This window comes from Polaribacter pacificus (assembly GCF_038024035.1).
Lineage (GTDB): Bacteria > Bacteroidota > Bacteroidia > Flavobacteriales > Flavobacteriaceae > Polaribacter > Polaribacter pacificus.
The window spans coordinates 2,463,215-2,483,720 of the sequence record NZ_CP150664.1; the positions used below are offsets into that span (position 1 = coordinate 2,463,215).

Annotated in this window: 15 protein-coding genes, 2 tRNA genes and 3 rRNA genes; 8 read left to right on the plus strand and 12 right to left on the minus strand. The window is 37.2% G+C overall.

The window, feature by feature from the left end; translation table 11 throughout:
* Positions 1–54 precede the first annotated feature (54 nt).
* Genes WHC90_RS11205 through WHC90_RS11215 form a run of 3 tightly spaced genes read right to left on the minus strand, consistent with a single transcriptional unit; the run spans position 55 to position 1,420 of the window.
* On the minus strand, positions 55–486 hold the full coding sequence (locus WHC90_RS11205) for a DUF6265 family protein (RefSeq protein ID WP_188598549.1): 432 nt from the start codon (positions 484–486) through the stop codon (positions 55–57).
* The gene (locus tag WHC90_RS11210; protein ID WP_188598550.1) at positions 483–1,139 is read right to left on the minus strand and encodes an ATP-binding cassette domain-containing protein; all 657 of its coding nucleotides are present in this window, start codon (positions 1,137–1,139) and stop codon (positions 483–485) included. The genes WHC90_RS11205 and WHC90_RS11210 overlap by 4 nt, the downstream gene beginning before the upstream one ends.
* Positions 1,127–1,420 carry a hypothetical protein gene (locus tag WHC90_RS11215; RefSeq protein ID WP_188598551.1) on the minus strand — a complete coding sequence of 98 codons (294 nt, stop codon included), beginning with the start codon at positions 1,418–1,420 and terminating at the stop codon, positions 1,127–1,129. The genes WHC90_RS11210 and WHC90_RS11215 overlap by 13 nt, the downstream gene beginning before the upstream one ends.
* A gap of 93 nt (positions 1,421–1,513) precedes the next feature.
* Between WHC90_RS11215 and prfA the strand changes: the two genes are divergently transcribed.
* Positions 1,514–2,593, plus strand: coding sequence for a peptide chain release factor 1 (prfA, locus tag WHC90_RS11220; protein WP_188598552.1), 1,080 nt, complete (start codon positions 1,514–1,516; stop codon positions 2,591–2,593).
* An 81-nt stretch (positions 2,594–2,674) separates the two neighbouring features.
* Here prfA and WHC90_RS11225 read toward each other — a convergent pair whose 3' ends face one another.
* From WHC90_RS11225 to thrS, 5 genes are all read right to left on the minus strand, one after another.
* Positions 2,675–3,259 carry a hypothetical protein gene (locus WHC90_RS11225; RefSeq protein ID WP_188598553.1) on the minus strand — a complete coding sequence of 195 codons (585 nt, stop codon included), beginning with the start codon at positions 3,257–3,259 and terminating at the stop codon, positions 2,675–2,677.
* 96 nt (positions 3,260–3,355) lie between these two features.
* Positions 3,356–3,700, minus strand: a complete 345-nt coding sequence (gene rplT, locus WHC90_RS11230; protein WP_188598554.1) for a 50S ribosomal protein L20 — start codon at positions 3,698–3,700, stop codon at positions 3,356–3,358.
* 162 nt (positions 3,701–3,862) lie between these two features.
* Positions 3,863–4,060, minus strand: coding sequence for a 50S ribosomal protein L35 (gene rpmI, locus WHC90_RS11235; protein WP_188598555.1), 198 nt, complete (start codon positions 4,058–4,060; stop codon positions 3,863–3,865).
* Between the two features lie 61 nt (positions 4,061–4,121).
* Positions 4,122–4,640 (minus strand): translation initiation factor IF-3, encoded by a 519-nt coding sequence (gene infC / locus WHC90_RS11240; protein WP_262890152.1) that lies wholly within the window; start codon positions 4,638–4,640, stop codon positions 4,122–4,124.
* A 62-nt stretch (positions 4,641–4,702) separates the two neighbouring features.
* Complete coding sequence (gene thrS / locus WHC90_RS11245) at positions 4,703–6,646, minus strand: threonine--tRNA ligase (protein ID WP_188598556.1); 1,944 nt, start codon at positions 6,644–6,646, stop codon at positions 4,703–4,705.
* A 763-nt stretch (positions 6,647–7,409) separates the two neighbouring features.
* Here thrS and WHC90_RS11250 point away from each other — a divergent pair.
* The 5 genes from WHC90_RS11250 (at position 7,410) to rrf (ending at position 12,540) form a co-directional block, all read left to right on the plus strand.
* Positions 7,410–8,933 (plus strand): 16S ribosomal RNA (locus tag WHC90_RS11250).
* 82 nt (positions 8,934–9,015) lie between these two features.
* A tRNA-Ile gene (locus tag WHC90_RS11255) sits at positions 9,016–9,089 on the plus strand.
* An 84-nt stretch (positions 9,090–9,173) separates the two neighbouring features.
* A tRNA-Ala gene (locus WHC90_RS11260) sits at positions 9,174–9,247 on the plus strand.
* A 158-nt stretch (positions 9,248–9,405) separates the two neighbouring features.
* Positions 9,406–12,280 (plus strand): 23S ribosomal RNA (locus tag WHC90_RS11265).
* 150 nt (positions 12,281–12,430) lie between these two features.
* A 5S ribosomal RNA gene (gene rrf, locus WHC90_RS11270) occupies positions 12,431–12,540 on the plus strand.
* The 16S, 23S and 5S rRNA genes sit together here with 2 tRNA genes alongside, the layout of an rRNA operon.
* 86 nt (positions 12,541–12,626) lie before the next feature.
* Here rrf and WHC90_RS11275 read toward each other — a convergent pair.
* From WHC90_RS11275 to WHC90_RS11285, 3 genes are all read right to left on the minus strand, one after another.
* Entirely contained in the window at positions 12,627–15,203 is a 2,577-nt protein-coding gene (locus WHC90_RS11275) for a phosphoenolpyruvate carboxylase (RefSeq protein WP_188599261.1), read from the minus strand.
* A gap of 92 nt (positions 15,204–15,295) precedes the next feature.
* Entirely contained in the window at positions 15,296–16,537 is a 1,242-nt protein-coding gene (locus WHC90_RS11280) for an ammonium transporter (RefSeq protein WP_188599260.1), read from the minus strand.
* 12 nt (positions 16,538–16,549) lie between these two features.
* On the minus strand, positions 16,550–16,888 hold the full coding sequence (locus tag WHC90_RS11285; RefSeq protein WP_188599259.1) for a P-II family nitrogen regulator: 339 nt from the start codon (positions 16,886–16,888) through the stop codon (positions 16,550–16,552).
* 283 nt (positions 16,889–17,171) lie between these two features.
* On the opposite strand from WHC90_RS11285, the gene WHC90_RS11290 reads away from it, so the two are divergent.
* Positions 17,172–17,957 (plus strand): tRNA pseudouridine synthase A, encoded by a 786-nt coding sequence (locus tag WHC90_RS11290; protein WP_188599258.1) that lies wholly within the window; start codon positions 17,172–17,174, stop codon positions 17,955–17,957.
* A 144-nt stretch (positions 17,958–18,101) separates the two neighbouring features.
* On the opposite strand, the gene WHC90_RS11295 is transcribed toward WHC90_RS11290, so the two are convergent.
* Complete coding sequence (locus WHC90_RS11295) at positions 18,102–19,244, minus strand: acyl-CoA dehydrogenase (protein WP_188599257.1); 1,143 nt, start codon at positions 19,242–19,244, stop codon at positions 18,102–18,104.
* An 89-nt stretch (positions 19,245–19,333) separates the two neighbouring features.
* Between WHC90_RS11295 and WHC90_RS11300 the strand changes: the two genes are divergently transcribed.
* Entirely contained in the window at positions 19,334–20,404 is a 1,071-nt protein-coding gene (locus WHC90_RS11300) for an anhydro-N-acetylmuramic acid kinase (RefSeq protein WP_188599256.1), read from the plus strand.
* The last annotated feature ends 102 nt before the right edge of the window (positions 20,405–20,506 follow it).

Below are 20,506 nucleotides of genomic sequence, written 5' to 3' on the forward strand. Positions count from 1 at the left end.
GTTTCATGAGGTTTCTCTATCGTCTAAAGACTCATTTCGAAATGACACTCGCTGTTACTTGATCTTCTCAAAAACAAAGTCTATCCCAAAATCATCATTAGATACATGCGCCTTTAACTGTTTGTTTTCTAACCAATATCTGATTTTTGTAGGAAAATCATGTGTTGGATTTTCGGCAACAAAAGAAGAATCAGTTTGGCTCGTGATTTTAAACATTGTGGCAGTCTCATTAACGCCCTCAACTTTTAAGGATAAGGTGTTATTTATAGAAACAATGCTTAAAATCTCTTTAAAAACAGTGTCTTGTTCTTTTAATGTAAAGCCCAATCCAGTAAAATTATTGTTCCAGATTTCATAGGTTGTACTTCCTGGTTTGTCGTTTGTTCTAATCCATTTTCCTAATAAAAACTGAGGTTTTTGAGGTTTGGTTTCTGTGTTGCAAGAAGCGATAAGAATGATGGTTATTAGTACTATGAGTTTTTTCATAATGATTTTATGTATTTGTAATGAATTAGTTCTTCGGGTGATTTTATGAATCTACTCCAGGCATCTTTTAGTAAATATAAGGCATCAGAAGCCTCTAAAATTTCTTTGTATAAATGATCGGTAATAATAATGATCTTATTTTGTTTTTCAATTTCTAATAATTCCTTTAATTTTTGAATATATAACGGAGCTAAATGAGAAAAAGGTTCATCTAATAAAACAATTTTTGCGTCAGATTTTAGAATGATATACGTTTCTATCAACCTCTTTTCTCCGCCAGAAAAATCAGAAAAACGAAGCTTTTCTTTTGTTTTATAATTCGGAAAATCGATTAAAAAATCAGTAAATGAGGCATTAAAATAATGAAATCCACTTTGTAAAGAAACCGAATTTGGAATTATATGAAACTGCGGCAAGTATTTTATGAATCCTTTTTTATATAAAGGAGTTAAAATAGGTTTATCATCTATTCTAATTAGTTTGTTATTTGGTTTTAATTCTCCAAAAATGATTCTTAATAAAGATGTTTTTCCGCAACCATTTCTCCCTAAAATTCCTGTAATTTTTCCTCTTTCAGCTTTAAAATAAATTGCTTTTAAGACTTCATTTATTCCAAAATTTAACTCAACATTATCAATTTCTAAAACATCCATTTGATACCGATATTAATGCTGATTAAAACAATCATATTTATAATGAACAAAAAAGTATATAATTTTAGTTCTGTCAATCCTAAATTGTAATAAAAATAGAGGGTTTGGTTTTTTTTATCATTAATAAACTTTTGATAAAACCAAATTAAAAAAGTAATTGCAGCTAAAGTCAATACAGCTAAAGTCATAATCTTTAAACTAAACAAAGTAAATAAACTTAAAGCTAAAGGAAAAGCAAATTTATTTTTGTAAAATTGAAAATAGAGATTTATTTTTTTCATGTAAGCAAAATAATTTAATCAAAGATACATGAAATCTAATTTAGAGAAGTTCAGAGAAAATTGTAAATTCGCACTCCAAGTAAAGACTAGAAGATGTTAGATAAATTAAGAATTGTTAAACAGCGTTTTGATGAGGTTTCTGATTTAATCATCCAACCAGATGTGATTACAGATCAAAAGCGCTATGTGCAATTAAGTAAAGAATATAAAGACTTAGGAGATGTTGTTAAAAAAGGTGATGAATATCAATCTTTATTAAACAGTATTGAAGAGGCAAAAGAAATCATTGCTGATGGTTCTGATGCGGAAATGGTAGAAATGGCAAAAATGGAAATGAGTGAAGCCAATACCAGAATTCCTGAATTAGAAGAAGAAATTAAACTTCTTTTGATTCCTAAAGATCCTGAAGACTCAAAGAATGCTGTAGTAGAATTACGTGCTGGTACAGGTGGTGATGAAGCCAGTATTTTTGCTGGTGATTTGTTTAGAATGTATTCTAAATATTGCGAGAGTAGAGGATGGTCAGTTTCTACAGTAGATTTTAGCGAAGGAACTAATGGTGGTTTTAAAGAGATTCAATTTGAAGTAACTGGTGATGATGTCTATGGTACTTTAAAATTTGAAGCTGGTGTACACCGTGTACAACGTGTGCCTCAAACAGAAACACAAGGTAGAGTACATACTTCGGCAGCAACGGTAATGGTGTTTCCGGAAGCAGAGGAGTTTGATGTACAGATTAATCCCAAAGACGTAAGAATTGATTTTTTCTGTTCTTCTGGTCCTGGAGGTCAATCAGTAAATACAACCTATTCTGCAGTGCGTTTAACTCACATTCCAACAGGTTTGGTTGCGCAGTGTCAAGATCAAAAATCACAGCATAAAAATAAGGAGAAAGCTTTTAAGGTTTTGCGCTCACGTTTGTATGATATGGAGTTGGCTAAGAAACAAGAAGCCGATGCCTTAAAACGTGGTTCTATGGTTTCTAGTGGGGATCGTAGTGCTAAGATTAGAACCTATAATTATTCTCAAGGTCGTGTTACTGATCACAGAATTGGTTTAACCTTGTATGATTTGCAAAATATAGTAAATGGAGATATCCATAAGATTATAGAAGAATTAAAATTAGCCGAGAACACTCAAAAATTGAAAAATTTAGGAGATGATGGTATTTAATTAAATGTATTCTTATTTATAAAAAAAACCGATGTAAAGCACATCGGTTTTTTTTATGTTGTTATTTTAAGAAGCTTATGATTAGCTAGTCCTGTTTTTGTTGATTTCATCTTGTAGAGCACGTCTAAGTTTTTGTTCCTTTTCTAAGGTTTTCTTTCTGTGAATTGCAAACTCATTTTCTACATCTTCTAAGTCTAGAATAGCTTTCTGAGTGACAATGTTTGAGTTTTTAAATTTGAAAATAAAATAAAAGAGTAGGATAAACAACAAAATGATGACCCCAAACATCAGCGTGTTGTATAGTGTTTTTTGCAAGAGCCAACCAAACAGTGAAATGCTGTCTTCTTTCTTTACTGCTTCGTTCAGTTTCTTTTGGGTTTCTAGCTTCTCTTTTTCAAGATTACTAATGGTCTTTTGCTGTTGAGTAATTAAGCTATTCTTTTGATCAATGAGTGTGTTGAAGTTCTTTACAGAATCAAGAATGTTGCTGTGGAAAGTAGTTAGCTTTTCTTTGAGAACAACTTTGTATTCTTGGTAGTTGTTTGATGATTTGTACAGTTTTTTATATTGTTCATCTAAACTGTTGGTGTTGATAGTGTCTTTGGATTGCTGGCTAAAAGCAGCTGTTGTAAGCAACAAACTTAAAAATAATGTAAAAAATTTCATACAGGCTTATTTATTAGGGAGTACAAGATAGTAAAGAAACAAAAAAAACCCAAACAATACTATGTTTGGGTTTTTATATAAGCAAGAATTATTAAATTATTTTACTTTCTCTACAATTGCCTTAAAAGCTTCTGGGTTGTTCATCGCTAAATCAGCTAAAACCTTACGGTTTAATTCGATATTATTAGCTTTAACTTTTCCCATAAACTGAGAGTAAGACATTCCGTATTGTCTAGCACCAGCGTTAATACGTTGGATCCATAATGCACGGAAGTTTCTCTTATTGTTTTTACGGTCTCTATAAGCATATGTCATTGCTTTTTCAACCGCATTTTTTGCTACTGTATAAACGTTTTTTCTACGTCCAAAGTACCCTTTTGCTGCTTTCAAGATTTTTTTTCTTCTCTTTCTTGAAGCTACTGAATTTACTGATCTTGGCATAATTCAAATTGTTTTTTTGGAGTAAGGCGGTTTTTTTGTTGTTAATCTTTAGGTTTTAGTTGTGGTCTTTTTAGATCCAACTCAAAACTTAAAACTCATCACTCAAAACTCTTTTGGGCCCACCTCATGGTTTATAATAATACTACCTTGTAATTGACTTAATTATTTTAAGTTCAATTGTTGCTTGATGTTTGCTTCATCAGACTTGTGTACTAATGTCGCATGTGTCAATTTAAGCTTACGTTTTTTAGACTTCTTTGTTAAGATGTGACTTTTAAACGCATGCTTTCTCTTTAGTTTTCCAGAACCTGTAAGCTTAAAACGCTTTTTGGCACTAGATTTGGTTTTCATTTTAGGCATTTCTCCTTCGTTTTTATCTTGCTTATAAGATTGTTTATCCTAAACTCGCTTTAGGATCTAATTATTTTACTTTCTTGGGAGCGATGTACATGATCATTCGCTTTCCTTCTAGTTTTGGTAATTGTTCTACTTTACCGTATTCTTCAAGTTCCTGAGCTAACTTTAATAATAAAATTTGCCCTTGCTCTTTAAAGATGATAGATCGTCCTTTGAAAAATACAAAGGCTTTTAATTTTGATCCGTCTTGTAAAAATTTGATAGCATGTTTCTTTTTAAACTCATAATCATGCTCATCAGTTTGAGGTCCAAAACGAATTTCTTTTACGGTTACCTTAGTCGCTTTAGACTTTAAAGCCTTTTCGCGTTTCTTTTGTTCGTATAGAAATTTCTTGTAATCAATAATTTTACAAACAGGAGGTATCGCTTTTGGTGATATCTCTACCAAGTCTAACTCTAACTCTTCGGCCAAAGTTCTGGCTTGTGAAATAGGATATACTCCAACTTCTACATTGTCTCCTACTAGGCGTACTTCATCAACAAACTTAATCTTATGATTAATTCTGTGTTGATCTTCTTTGATTACTCTTAAAGGTCTTCTTGGTTTATTTCTACGTATTGCTATGGCTGTAAATTTTTAAATGATTACTTAAATGCTATTACTGTTTTTTGTATTTCTTCTTGTATAAAAGAGATAAACTCTTCTATGGTAAATGTTCCTATGTCTCCTTCTCCGTGTTTTCTTACAGAAACTGTTCCTTCTGCTTCTTCTTTTTCTCCTACAATAATCATGTATGGAATCTTACTCACTTCTGCATCCCGAATTTTTCTTCCGGTTTTCTCACTTCGATCATCTACGAGGGCGCGAATTTCGGAATTTTCTAGCAATTCTAAAACTTTTTCTGAATATTTCTGATATTTATCACTGATTGGCAATAAGATAACTTGATCTGGGGTTAGCCAAAGTGGGAAATTTCCTCCTGTATGTTCTAGTAACACTGCAATAAATCGCTCCATAGAACCAAAAGGGGCTCTGTGAATCATTACTGGCCTGTGCATTTGATTGTCGGCACCTTTATAGGTTAAATCAAAACGTTTTGGTAAATTGTAGTCAACTTGTATGGTTCCTAACTGCCAACTTCTGCCTAAAGCATCCTTTACCATAAAGTCTAGCTTAGGTCCGTAAAATGCAGCTTCACCCTCTTCAATGACAAAATCTAAGCCTTTGTCAGTTGCTGCATTAATGATGGCTTGTTCTGCTAATTCCCAAGTTTCTACATCACCTATATACTTGTCTAGGTTTTGCATATCTCTAACAGATACCTGGGCTGTAAAGTTTTCAAAACCTAAAGAACCAAAGACGTATAAGACCAAGTCTATAACATCTTTAAATTCTTGATCTAATTGTTCTGGTGTACAAAAGATATGTGCATCATCTTGTGTAAAGCCACGAACTCTTGTTAATCCATGTAGCTCACCGCTTTGTTCATATCTATATACAGTACCAAATTCTGCAAAACGTTTTGGCAAGTCTTTATAAGAATGAGGTTTAAAATTATATACCTCACAGTGATGTGGACAGTTCATAGGTTTTAATAAAAACTCCTCATCCATTTTTGGAGTCTTGATAGGTTGAAAACTATCTGCTCCGTATTTTTCATAATGCCCAGAAGTTACATAGAGTTCTTTTTGACCAATATGTGGAGTCATGACCATCTCATAACCTGCTTTCTTTTGTGCTTTCTTTAAGAAATCTTCTAAACGTCCGCGCAATGCTGCTCCTTTTGGTAACCATAAAGGAAGTCCCGCGCCAACTTTTTGAGAAAAAGTAAACAACTCTAGCTCTTTTCCTAATTTTCTATGATCTCTCTTTTTTGCTTCTTCTAGGAGTTCTAGATACTCAGTAAGCATTTTTTGTTTTGGAAACGATATTCCGTAGATACGTGTTAGCTGGTTGTTTTTTTCATCACCACGCCAATACGCACCCGCAACACTCATTACTTTAATGGCTTTGATGATTCCTGTGTCAGGAATGTGGCCACCACGACAAAGATCTGTAAAATCACTGTGGTCACAGAAAGTAATGTCACCGTCAGTTAGATTTTCTATTAGCTCTACCTTATAAGGATTGTTTTCTTTCTTATAATAGTCTAAAGCATCTGCCTTAGAAACAGAACGAAGATTAAACTTGTGTTTTCCTCTAGCTAGCTCCAGGAACTTTTTCTCTATCTGAGCAAAGTCTTTTTCTGAGATCATTTCTTCTCCCAAATCAATATCATAATAAAAGCCATTATCTATTGCTGGACCAATGGTTAATTTAGCATTGGGATGAAACTCTAAGATAGCCTGAGCTAAAACGTGAGCAGAAGAATGCCAAAAAGCTTTTTTTCCTGCGTCATCATTAAATGTATATAAGGTTAAGTTACCATCAGTTGTTAAAGGGGTAGAGGTTTCAACAGTGGTATCATTAAAGCTTGCAGAAATAACATTTCTAGCAAAACCTTCGCTTATACTCTTTGCAACATCCATTGGAGTGCTGTTTGTGTTGAAATCTCTAACGCTTCCGTCAGGTAATGTAATATGAATCATGCTTGTGTTTTTTATAAAGTACAAAGATATTATAAAAGGCGATTTCCTACAATATATATATGTAAAGATATTTTCCATGTTTATATACCATTATTATAGGTGTCTTAGTAGGGGTGTTTTCTGTAAAAAAGCAGCAAAGGCGTTCAAATTAGCTTTTGTTTTGTTTGGTTTAAAAAAAAGTTTTGAGTGTAAGTTGTTTTGGATTAGGCATTTAAATAGTTGTGTAAAAAAAAGGTTAAGAAAAAGGTTGTGGGATTGAAAATGGGGTGTATATTTGCAGCCGCTAAGGGCTAAAAAATGGTTTAGTTTAGGTGATGTTCATTGAGGATTAGGTATTGATTTGATTAGGAAAAAAGATTAAAAAAAAGTTTTATTTTTTTTGTTATTTAATTAAAAAAGTTAGTATCTTTGCCGTCCGTTATTACGGGGCAGTTCACAGAAAAATATCGGGATAAATTTTTTTTAAAAAACTTTCAAAAAAGTTTTTGTAGTTCAAAAAGAGTTTATACATTTGCACCCGCTTTGAGACACAAGCGAAGTTCAGGAATTTTTGGAAGGGTTTTTAAGGAGTAAAAATCGGTTAGTTCGAGTCTAACAATTCTACAAATGATTAGTTAAAAAGGCAGAGTTTAAAAGCTGTGTTGGCTTGATTAAGAAGTTCATTGAAAATATTGAAATTGACAGCGTAAAACAAAGAGTAAGATTACATGGTTTTCGAACCATAATTCTTTTGAAACGAAATCATCCAAATTATTAAAAATATACGATGAAGAGTTTGATCCTGGCTCAGGATGAACGCTAGCGGCAGGCTTAACACATGCAAGTCGAGGGGTAACAGGGAAAAGCTTGCTTTTCCGCTGACGACCGGCGCACGGGTGCGTAACGCGTATAGAACCTACCTTATACTGAGGAATAGCCTTTAGAAATGAAGATTAATGCCTCATATTATTAGTTTATGGCATCATAGATTAATGAAAGATTTATTGGTATAAGATGGCTATGCGTCCTATTAGTTAGTTGGTGAGGTAACGGCTCACCAAGACAGCGATAGGTAGGGGTCCTGAGAGGGAGATCCCCCACACTGGTACTGAGACACGGACCAGACTCCTACGGGAGGCAGCAGTGAGGAATATTGGGCAATGGAGGCAACTCTGACCCAGCCATGCCGCGTGCAGGAAGACGGCCCTATGGGTTGTAAACTGCTTTTATACAGGAAGAAACCGTCCCTCGTGAGGGACCTTGACGGTACTGTAAGAATAAGCACCGGCTAACTCCGTGCCAGCAGCCGCGGTAATACGGAGGGTGCAAGCGTTATCCGGAATCATTGGGTTTAAAGGGTCCGCAGGCGGTCAATTAAGTCAGAGGTGAAATCCCATAGCTTAACTATGGAACTGCCTTTGATACTGGTTGACTTGAGTTATACGGAAGTAGATAGAATGTGTAGTGTAGCGGTGAAATGCATAGATATTACACAGAATACCGATTGCGAAGGCAGTCTACTACGTATATACTGACGCTCATGGACGAAAGCGTGGGGAGCGAACGGGATTAGATACCCCGGTAGTCCACGCCGTAAACGATGGACACTAGTTGTTGGGATTTATCTCAGTGACTAAGCGAAAGTGATAAGTGTCCCACCTGGGGAGTACGGTCGCAAGATTGAAACTCAAAGGAATTGACGGGGGCCCGCACAAGCGGTGGAGCATGTGGTTTAATTCGATGATACGCGAGGAACCTTACCAGGGCTTAAATGTGGTCTGACAGCTTTAGAGATAGAGTTTTCTTCGGACAGATCACAAGGTGCTGCATGGTTGTCGTCAGCTCGTGCCGTGAGGTGTCAGGTTAAGTCCTATAACGAGCGCAACCCCTATCGTTAGTTGCTAGCAGGTCATGCTGAGGACTCTAACGAGACTGCCGGTGCAAACCGTGAGGAAGGTGGGGATGACGTCAAATCATCACGGCCCTTACGTCCTGGGCTACACACGTGCTACAATGGTATGGACAATGAGCAGCCACTATGCAAATAGGAGCGAATCTATAAACCATATCACAGTTCGGATCGGAGTCTGCAACTCGACTCCGTGAAGCTGGAATCGCTAGTAATCGGATATCAGCCATGATCCGGTGAATACGTTCCCGGGCCTTGTACACACCGCCCGTCAAGCCATGGAAGCTGGGGGTACCTGAAGTCGGTCACCGTAAGGAGCCGCCTAGGGTAAAACTGGTAACTAGGGCTAAGTCGTAACAAGGTAGCCGTACCGGAAGGTGCGGCTGGAACACCTCCTTTCTAGAGAAAAGATGGTGAGTTACAAAAGAAGTATTTTACTCTTTGCTGTTAATTTTAAAAAACAATATATTAAAGCTATTATAGTCTCGTAGCTCAGCTGGTTAGAGCGCTACACTGATAATGTAGAGGTCGGCAGTTCGAGTCTGCCCGAGACTACAAAAAGTTTGATATATACAGGAAATTCTAGGACTGAGAATTCTAACTCACATTAAGAATTCTAATTATTTAGGATTTAGAAATGGGGGATTAGCTCAGCTGGCTAGAGCGCCTGCCTTGCACGCAGGAGGTCATCGGTTCGACTCCGATATTCTCCACAAAAGTCGGAAGACTTAAAAGTTCATTGACATATTGGTATAATGATATCGTAAGAATCAAATAGATAGAGAAGGTTTAGACTTTAAATAGTCTAAGCGAAAAATTTATAAAAATAATAAAAGAGCTCGTTGTAGAAGTAATTCTACAGCAAAAAGTACAATAAGCTAAATAAGGGCGTATGGCGGATGCCTAGGCTCTCAGAGACGATGAAGGACGCGATAAGCTGCGAAAAGCTACGGGGAGGGGCACATACCTTATAATCCGTAGATATCCGAATGGGGCAACCCGGCATGCTGAAGGCATGTCACCTAGCAATAGGGGTAAACCCGGTGAACTGAAACATCTAAGTAACCGGAGGAAGAGAAAACAATAGTGATTCCGTTAGTAGTGGCGAGCGAACGCGGATTAGCCCAAACCAAAGTTGTTACGGCAATTTTGGGGTTGTAGGACCACGATATTCGATGCTAAGTGAATTAGAACTGTTTGGAAAGACAGACCAAAGAGGGTGATAGTCCCGTATAAGTAAGCGAAGTTATTGATAGTGGTATCCTGAGTAGTGCGGGACACGAGTAATCCTGTATGAATCCACCGGGACCATCCGGTAAGGCTAAATACTCCTGAGAGACCGATAGTGAACTAGTACCGTGAGGGAAAGGTGAAAAGAACCCTAAGTAAGGGAGTGAAAGAGATCCTGAAACCGTACGCCTACAAGCGGTCGGAGCACATTTACTGTGTGACGGCGTGCCTTTTGCATAATGAGCCTACGAGTTACTGTTTCTAGCAAGGTTAAGTGATTAAGTCATGGAGCCGGAGCGAAAGCGAGTCTGAATAGGGCGCATAGTTAGTAGTAGTAGACGCGAAACCGAGTGATCTACCCATGGGCAGGTTGAAGCTGTGGTAACACATAGTGGAGGACCGAACCAGTTGACGTTGAAAAGTCTTTGGATGACCTGTGGGTAGGGGTGAAAGGCCAATCAAACTCGGAAATAGCTCGTACTCCCCGAAATGCATTTAGGTGCAGCGTTGTGGTAAAGTTTTATAGAGGTAGAGCTACTGATTGGATGCGGGGGCTTCACCGCCTACCAATTCCTGACAAACTCCGAATGCTATAAAATATACACAGCAGTGAGGGCATGGGTGCTAAGGTCCATGTCCGAGAGGGAAAGAACCCAGACCATCAGCTAAGGTCCCCAAATATATGTTAAGTTGAACTAACGAGGTGAAACTGCTTAGACAGCTAGGATGTTGGCTTGGAAGCAGCCATTCATTTAAAGAGTGCGTAACAGCTCACTAGTCGAGCGGTTTTGCATGGATAATAATCGGGCATAAACATATTACCGAAGCTATGGATTTGTATTATATACAAGTGGTAGGGGAGCATTGTAATCTGCGCAGAAGGTGTACTGTAAGGTATGCTGGAGTGATTACAAAAGAAAATGTAGGCATAAGTAACGATAATGCGGGCGAGAAACCCGCACACCGAAAGACTAAGGTTTCCTCAGCGATGCTAATCAGCTGAGGGTTAGTCGGGTCCTAAGGCGAATCCGAAGGGAGTAGTCGATGGATAACAGGTTAATATTCCTGTACTTCTTATAATTGCGATGGGGTGACGGAGTATTGAAAGCACCGCGTACTGACGGAATAGTACGTTGAAGGATTTAGGTATAGGACCAGATTAAGAGTTAGGTTTTGCTGAAGTCTGATAGTACCACGCGTCTTCGGACAAGTGGATAGTGTGCCTAAAAGCTTCCAAGAAAAACCTCTAAGCTTCAGATTATAAGAACCCGTACCGTAAACCGACACAGGTAGTTGGGATGAGAATTCTAAGGTGCTCGAGAGATTCATGGCTAAGGAACTAGGCAAAATAGACCCGTAACTTCGGGAGAAGGGTCGCCCCACTCCGGTGGGGCCGCAGTGAAAAGGTCCAGGCGACTGTTTATCAAAAACACAGGGCTTTGCTAAATTGAAAGATGATGTATAAGGCCTGACACCTGCCCGGTGCTGGAAGGTTAAGTGGAGGGTTTAGCTTCGGCGAAGATCTGAAATGAAGCCCCAGTAAACGGCGGCCGTAACTATAACGGTCCTAAGGTAGCGAAATTCCTTGTCGGGTAAGTTCCGACCTGCACGAATGGTGCAACGATCTGGACACTGTCTCAGCCATGAGCTCGGTGAAATTGTAGTATCGGTGAAGATGCCGATTACCCGCAGCGGGACGAAAAGACCCCGTGAACCTTTACTATAGCTTAGTATTGACTTTGGATAAGTAATGTGTAGGATAGGTGGGAGACTATGAAGTGGCGTCGCTAGGCGTTGTGGAGTCGTCCTTGAAATACCACCCTTTGCTTGTCTAGAGCCTAACTCAGAAATGAGGACAGTGCTTGGTGGGTAGTTTGACTGGGGTGGTCGCCTCCAAAAGAGTAACGGAGGCTTCTAAAGGTACCCTCAGTACGCTTGGTAACCGTACGTAGAGTGCAATGGCATAAGGGTGCTTGACTGAGAGACATACAGGTCGATCAGGTTGGAAACAAGAGCATAGTGATCCGGTGGTTCCGCATGGAAGGGCCATCGCTCAAAGGATAAAAGGTACTCCGGGGATAACAGGCTGATCTCCCCCAAGAGCTCACATCGACGGGGGGGTTTGGCACCTCGATGTCGGCTCGTCACATCCTGGGGCTGGAGAAGGTCCCAAGGGTTGGGCTGTTCGCCCATTAAAGTGGCACGCGAGCTGGGTTCAGAACGTCGTGAGACAGTTCGGTCTCTATCTGCTGTGGGCGTTAGAAATTTGCGTGGATCTGACTCTAGTACGAGAGGACCGAGTTGGACGAACCTCTAGTGTACCAGTTGTTCCGCCAGGAGCACTGCTGGGTAGCTACGTTCGGAAGGGATAAGCGCTGAAAGCATATAAGCGCGAAACCCACCACAAGATGAGATTTCTTTAAAGGGTCGTTGGAGATTACAACGTTGATAGGATACAGGTGTAAAGGCAGTAATGTCATAGCCGAGTATTACTAATAACCCATAGGCTTATGTACAGTCCCCGACTCTCGGGTCGGGGCGACACTCTTTTTTATGCTGAACTTGTTCAGTAACTAGATGACTAAAACGATATTATTAGACCAATATGTTAATTTTTACAGTTAGCAATAACTGAAGTGAAATCTCGGAGCAATCCGATAAAGACTTAAGGTGATTATAGCGATGGGGCTCACCTCTTCCCTTCCCGAACAGAGAAGTTAAGCCCATTTGCGCCGATGGTACTGCCACTAGGTGGGAGAGTAGGTCGTTGCCTTTCTTTAATCCTCAATCTATTTTTAGATTGAGGATTTTTTTTTGCCTTATTTTTAATGAAATTGAGAGGGTTTGGCTCTTTTATAAAGATTATGCTGAGTTTCTACTGGCATTTATGTTTCCAAAGAGTGATCTGGTGACAATTTTTTCGAATAATTCTATTTCTTTAGAGACATCTGTCGGAGATTTTTCTAATTCTTGAATCTTTTTTAATGCAAATTGCTGAATAGTTAACAAAGGAAGTACAATAGATTCTCTTAAGTCTATAGATGCTTTACCTGTTGGTTCATTTTCCATTAATTGGGTATAGCCTGTTAGTTTAAGAAGTAATCGCTTTGTTGTTTGGTATTCGCTATGTATTCGATTCCAAAAATCACCAAATTCTGGATCTTTAGCCATATATTGAGTAAGGCTAAAGAATGATTTTGATAAGGACATCATGCTGTTTTCGATCAAAGTCTTAAAGAAATTAGATTCTTGATATAATTGCATTACCTTTTTAAACTCTCCTGCGTCTTCATAATGTTTCAATGCCGTACCTACACCAAAGAATCCAGGGACATTCTGTTTTAATTGACTCCAGGATCCCACAAATGGGATTGCTCTTAGATCAGAAAAAACTAGTTTTGATGAGTTTCCTCTTTTAGAAGGTCTACTTCCAATATTTGTCTTGGCATAATATTTTAAGGTGCTCATTCTTTCTAAATAAGGGATAAACATAAGATCGTTTTTAAAACTTACATATGCCTCATAACTCAATTGTGCAAGCTCATCTAATACAGCATAATTCTCTTTAGAAATATCTGTATTTTTTCCCTTTAAGGTATTTGTGACCCCAGAACTTATCAGTTGTTCTAGATTGTATTGTGATGAATCTAGTGTGCCAAAATTTGAGCTAATAGTCTGACCTTGAATAGTTAATTGTACTTCTTTGTCTTCTATGCCAGAGCCTAAAGACGCATAAAACTGATGTGTTTTCCCACCACCTCTCGCTGGAGGTCCGCCTCTTCCATCAAAAAATATGGCAGTTATTCCGTACTTTCTTGAGATGCTTGTTAATTGTTCTTTGGCTTTAAATATGGCCCAGTTTGCCATAAAATAACCACCATCTTTTGTCCCATCACTAAAGCCTAACATAATTGTTTGATGATCGCCACGTTGCTTAAGGTGTTTTCTATATTCCTCATTGCTGTAGAGTTCTTCCATTACCTTTTGTGCATTTTTTAGATCAGGAATGGTCTCAAAAAGAGGTACAATATCTACCGTCAATATTTTTTCAAAAGCAACTAGTCTTAACATCGCAAAGAGCTGCATTACATTTAAGGCTGTTTGATTGTTGCTAATGATATATCGATTACAGGCCATTTCTCCATTACTTGCTTGAATCTCTTTGACGATCTTCATTGCTTCTAATGCTTTGGTGCTATCTTCTATATCTGTGATATCTATACTGCCAGATATTTTAGATAAATAATCAACCTGTTGTTTTTCAGTTAGTTTTAAATAGTCTTTTGAGAAAATTGCATCATTGCTGTCTATCAAATGTTTAACTAAGTTGTTAAACAAGGTGTCGTGTACACGACTGTCTTGACGTATGTCTAAGTTTGCAAAGTGAAATCCAAATAAATGTACTTTATTTATCAAGCTTTCTACTTCAGTTAGATACAAGGATTGATGTTCTTTGATTAGAACTTCTTTAATGGCAACTAGTTCTCCTTTTAAAAAACTCAGTGTCAAATCCTTTGAATCAGGGTTTTCTATAGCTGCAAAAACCAACAACTCTAAAGTTGCTATTTTTTCTTCAACACCCTTAAAAGTCAATTTTCTCTTTAATGTTCTAAGATCTTTATAGTAATTTTTTAAGATGGTAGTCTTTAGTCTTTTAGCAACTAAAAGTGTGGTTTCTGGGGTTACAAACGGGTTTCCATCTCGATCACCTCCAGGCCAAAAGCCAATATTAATAATGTTATTGCTAATGGTTTTATTGTCAAAAATATTCTGTTGAATATAATCAAAGATACTTCCAAAAGATGTGTAAAATACATTCTCTAAGTACCAGATTAAACTAACGGCTTCATCATAAGGTGTTGGTTTGGTATGCTTAAAAAAGGGTGTCTTACCTAATTGAGCAAGCAAATCTTTGATGTCGTGAAAATTATTCTCTCTGATGGCTTCAGTTAAATCGGTAATGATTCCTAAAACAGTGCCTGGATAAAACTGAGTTGGATGTGCTGTTAGCACAATTCGAACCTTAAACGCTTCTAAATATTTTTTAAGTTCTTCTAGTTTATGATTTGATTCTGCCGATTCTTTAAGGCTTCTTAAAGTTCCGATACCATCCATATTATTAATGATCGGAAATGCTGCATCCTCTATGGCGTCAAACAACACAACCTGTCTTTCTATATATTGAATAAACTGAAAGAGCAAATCTATCTGACTTTTTTCAGTTCTACCTGCTTGGTATTTTTTAAAAAAACGGTTAACAATAGTAGTAGGGTCATCACCTTTGGAAAAACCATTTAAACACGTCTCATGGAACAAAGGCAATAACACACCTGTCTTTGTAATACTATCAAATGGCAAGGTCATAAATACGCTGTTGTAAATCTGGTATTTTGACGCTACATTTTCTTCAAATCTTGCAAGCTTAGGTAGTTTAGACATGGTAACTGTTTTTAAGTACTTAAAGTTATAAAAGCAAATCGACTTAATTGTATTAATTCTATAGTTTTAACGAAAAGCTTTTCTTAAAGTGCTTAATGTTCATTAAGTCTAAAATCTGGATATGCATCCATCCCGTGTTCATGGCTGTCCAAACCTTCCATTTCTTCTTTTTCACTGACTCTTATTCCAATCGATATTTTTAAGAAGTAAATAATTAGAAAAGAAGCAGGTATGCAAAGAGCAGCATAACAAAAAACACCTATCAATTGACTGTAAAATTGATTCCAACTAGCTAAGTTCCCGAAGATTCCCACAGCTAAGGTGCCCCAAATTCCGCAAATTAAATGCACTGCAATGGCCCCTACAGGGTCATCAAGCTTAAGTTTGTCAATAAATGAAATTGCAAAGACAATAAGTACACCAGCAATGGCTCCAATGACAATGGCATCTGTAGGTGACATCTGATCAGCTCCTGCAGTTATACCTACGAGACCTCCAAGTATTCCGTTGAGAAACATGGTTAGATCATAGTTTTTGTAGCGTATTGTTGATACGATAAAAGCTAAGAGTCCTCCTGATGCGGCAGCTAAACACGTGGTTACTAGGGTTATTGATGTTGCGCCTGGATCTGCAGATAAAACAGAGCCTCCGTTAAATCCAAACCAGCCCAACCATAAGATTAGTACGCCGGCAGTTGCTAAAGGAATGTTATGGCCAGGGATTGCCTGTAATTTTCCGTTTTTAAATTTACCTATTCTGGGTTTGAGTAGCCATACTGCAACCAAGGCAGCCCAACCACCCACTGAGTGTACCAGTGTAGAACCTGCAAAATCATAAAACGGGGTTTCTAGGTTTTGTAAAAAGCCACCACCCCATTTCCAAGATCCTGCTATCGGGTAGATCAGGCCCACATAGAGGATTGCAAAAATAATAAAGGATCCAAGTTTCATTCGTTCAGCCACCGCTCCAGAAACAATTGTGGCAGCGGTAGCAGCAAACATCCCTTGAAAGAGAAAATCTGTCCAATAGGTGTATCCAACATTATAATCAAGGTTTAACAGTCCATCTGAATTTAATGGAGCATCTAGGCCGAAACCTGAGAAACCTAATAAACCTGTAGCATTTTCATCAAAACCAGGGTACATTAAATTAAATCCTATTAGATAGTATAATAACAAGCCTGAGGTGATGATAAAAATATTTTTAAATAAGATATTGAGTGTGTTTTTTTGACGTGTTAATCCGATTTCTAAGAGTGCAAAGCCCAAATGCATAAAAAAGACTAAGGCAGTACAAAGCATCATCCAAACATTATTGATTGTTAATTGATCCATTCTTCTTTGTTTTTAGTATAATGTTGATTTTCCTTTTTCTCCTGTGCGTATTCTGTAAGTTTCTAGAACCTCTGAAACAAAGATTTTTCCATCACCTACTTGGCCTGTTGAGGCAGCGTTTAGAATGGCCTGTATGGTTGCTTCTTCAAAGTCGTCGTTTACTACGATTGATAAATACCTTCTTTGTATATCGCTAGTGCTGTAACTAACGCCTCTATATACATGTCCTTCTTTTTCGTTCCCAAGACCAGTAACGTCCCAATACGAAAAGAAATTAACCCCTACTTGGTGTAAAGCGTCTTTGACATCTTTAAATTTTGATTTTCGAATGATGGTTTCGATTTTTTTCATCTGTTTTTTAGATTGTGAAAAAATGCCAGGTTTAGGTCTGTATTTTCCCGTTAAAAAAATAAAAGTAAAAATTTAAATTGAATAAAAATAAGGGGTAATCACCTAAAACGTTATAGTTTTTGGTAGTTGCACTTAAAAAACAAGGGGTATATATCAATAAAATGTAAAATAATTGAATTTATGTCTGTAGAAATTGAGGGGTTGTGAATCTGAGACTTAGATTTTAAGAATTTAATAAAAATACAATTGGACTCATTTTTTTATTTGTCGTAGCTTTGTTTATATGAAGTATGCACATAGTTATTTGATGACGATTCAGTTTTTAGGTTTTCGTTTTCACGGTTGGCAAAAACAAACAAATGCCAAGACGGTTCATGAAATGATTGATAAAACTCTAGATTTTGTTTTTGACGATACGCAGGTTTATAAAACGCTTGGAGCCGGTCGAACAGATGCAAAAGTGTCAGCATCAAAATATGCCTTGCAATTGTTTGTAAAGAGTAGTATTAATGAAGCTGATTTTATAGCTGATTTTAATTACAATGCTCCTCCGGATATTAGAATGCTGAGCGTGGTTAAAACTTCGGCTTCATTTAATATTATTCAGTCTTCTAAATACAAAGAGTATCATTATTATTTTTCTTTTGGCGAAAAAACACATCCTTTTGCAGCTCCTTTTATAGTGGGTTTGCCAGAGCCTTTAGATGTCGATCTTATGATGCAGGGAGCGAGTTTGTTTAGTGGAGTACATTTTTTTCATAAATATTGTACCAAACCCTCTGAAAAAACTGTTTTTAAAAGAGAAATAGATTTGTGTGAAATTGTTGAAAACACAGTCTTGCAGGCTAATTTTTTTCCAGAGAAAAGCTATGTTTTGAAAGTAAAAGGAAAAGGCTTTTTGAGATATCAAATCCGATTGATGATGGGTGTGCTCTTTGAGCTGGGTCGAGGAAAGGTAGATCTTGATTTTATCAAGGCCTCATTAGCAGAAGACAATGATCGATTGCATTTGCCTAGTATTGCTCCTTCATCGGGTTTGCAACTTTACGATCTGGATTTTGAAGATTGAGTTCTTCTCTGCGCAAGGAATCACAGCAAATTAGCTAGCCACGCGCAGCTTGGCTACTAATGTGGAGAGCCCGACCCTTAGGGTTGCGCCCAAAAAAAAGCCCATCTTATTAGAGATGGACTTTTAATTTTTATAAAATTCTTTTTAGCCTTTTATAAGGCTTCTAGAAATGACAATTTTTTGAATCTCAGAAGTCCCTTCATAGATCTGTGTAATTTTGGCATCTCTCATCAATCGTTCTACGTGGTATTCTTTTACAAAACCATTACCACCGTGAATCTGAACTGCTTCTACAGAGTGTTCCATAGCAACTTTTGAGGCATACAATTTAGCCATGGCTCCAGAAACATCATAGTTATTTCCTTGATCTTTATCCCAAGCTGCCTTCATTACCAAATGACGTGCAGCAGTAATGTCTGTGTACATGTCTGCTAATTTAAATGCAATGGCTTGATGGTTGCAAATTTCTGTTCCAAAAGCCTTGCGCTCTTTAGAGTATTTTAAAGCCAACTCATAAGAGCCAGATGCAATACCTAAGGCCTGTGCAGCAATTCCAATACGTCCTCCTGATAAGGTTTTCATTGCAAATTTAAAACCAAAACCATCTTCTCCAATTCTATTTTCTTTTGGAACTTTAACGTCGTTAAACTGTAAAGTATGGGTGTCAGAACCTCTAATACCTAGTTTATTTTCTTTAGGACCAACATGGAAACCTTCCATTCCTTTTTCTACGATAAAAGCATTGATTCCGTGATGTCCTTTTTCTTTATCTGTTTGTGCAATCACTAAATATACATCAGCTCTTCCTCCACTTGTAATCCAGTTTTTTGTACCGTTTATTACATAGTGATCTCCCATGTCAATGGCAGTTGTTTTTTGTGAAGTTGCATCAGATCCTGCTTCTGGTTCTGACAAACAAAAGGCTCCAACAAACTCTCCTGTTGCTAGTTTGGTTAAATATTTTTGTTTTTGCTCTTCATTTGCGTAAGCTTCTATACCATAACAAACCAATGAGTTGTTTACAGATACAATTACAGATGCAGATGCATCAATTTTAGAAAGCTCTTCCATGATAAGCACATACGAGATAGCATCCATTCCGCTTCCTCCATATTTTGGATCAACCATGATTCCTAAGAAACCAAGATCTCCCATTTTCTTTACCAATTCTTGAGGAAAGTGTTGTTGTTCATCTCTTTCAATTACTCCAGGTAATAGCTCAGTTTGAGCAAAATCACGTGCAGCGTCTCTAATCATTATATGTTCTTCTGTAAGACTAAAATCCATGATAGTATATTGTTATATTCGTAAAAAATGTGCCCAAAGATACTTTTTTCGTGGCAAATTATCAATAAAGTTTTTTTATTTTTACCAATATGGAAAGAACTTTTTCTTACGCTATTGGATTGATGTCCGGAACTTCTTTAGATGGGGTTGATCTTGTTTATGTTCGTTTTGAAAAACAACGGCCTACTAACTTTAAAATTTTGCTTTCTGAAACCATTTCTTATGATGCAGTTTGGAAAGAACGCTTGCAAACAGCAATAGGATTGTCAAAGGAAGAGCTCATTAATTTAGATGTAATCTATGGTGATTTGTTGGCTCAAATGCTTTGTGACTTTATAAAAAAACACCAGTTAACAAAAATAGATTTTATTGCATCGCATGGACACACTGTTCTGCATGAGCCCCATAAAGGGATTACTTTGCAAATAGGAAGCGGACAAGTAATTGCAAACAAAACCCAATGCAAAGTAGTTTGTGATTTTAGAACCCAAGACGTACAACTAGGTGGGCAAGGAGCGCCTTTAGTGCCTATTGGAGACGCATTGTTGTTTAGTGACTATGATGCCTGTATTAATTTAGGTGGATTTGCCAATATTTCTTACCAAGCAAAAGACCGTAGAATAGCTTTTGATATTTGTCCAGTAAACATCGTATTAAATAGGTATGCTAATCTGTTGGGTTTGGCTTATGATGATCAAGGAAAAATAGCAGCGAAAGGGCTTTTTGACGAGTCCTTATTTACAGCGTTAAATAGAATGAGTTATTATAGTAAGATTGCTCCTAAATCTTTGGGCTTAGAGTGGGTGCAGCAATCAATTTTTCCCTTAATTGATGCATCAGGTATAGAAGTTTCTAGTGTTTTGAGAACTTTTACAACGCATAGTGCTTTTCAGATAGCCAAAAATTTAAAGACAGATTCGACAGTTTTAATAACGGGAGGGGGTGTTCTCAATAGCTTTTTGATAGCAGAATTACAGCGTTATAATTCTGTTAAAATTGCAGCTGTTGATGCAACTTTGATTCATTTTAAAGAGGCTTTAATTTTTGCTTTTTTAGGTTTGTTACGCCTTGATAATCAGGTTAATTGCTTGAGTAGTGTTACCGGAGCTAAAAGAGATCATAGTTCTGGTGTTATTTTTAAGCCATTAATTTTAACTTAAAAGTCAAGTTAATTTGTTGGGACAATCATTTTTTTGCAGTAAGTTTGTCTTTAGTACATATATTCAAACTTATAATTTTATTGACCATGAACCAACTTTAGC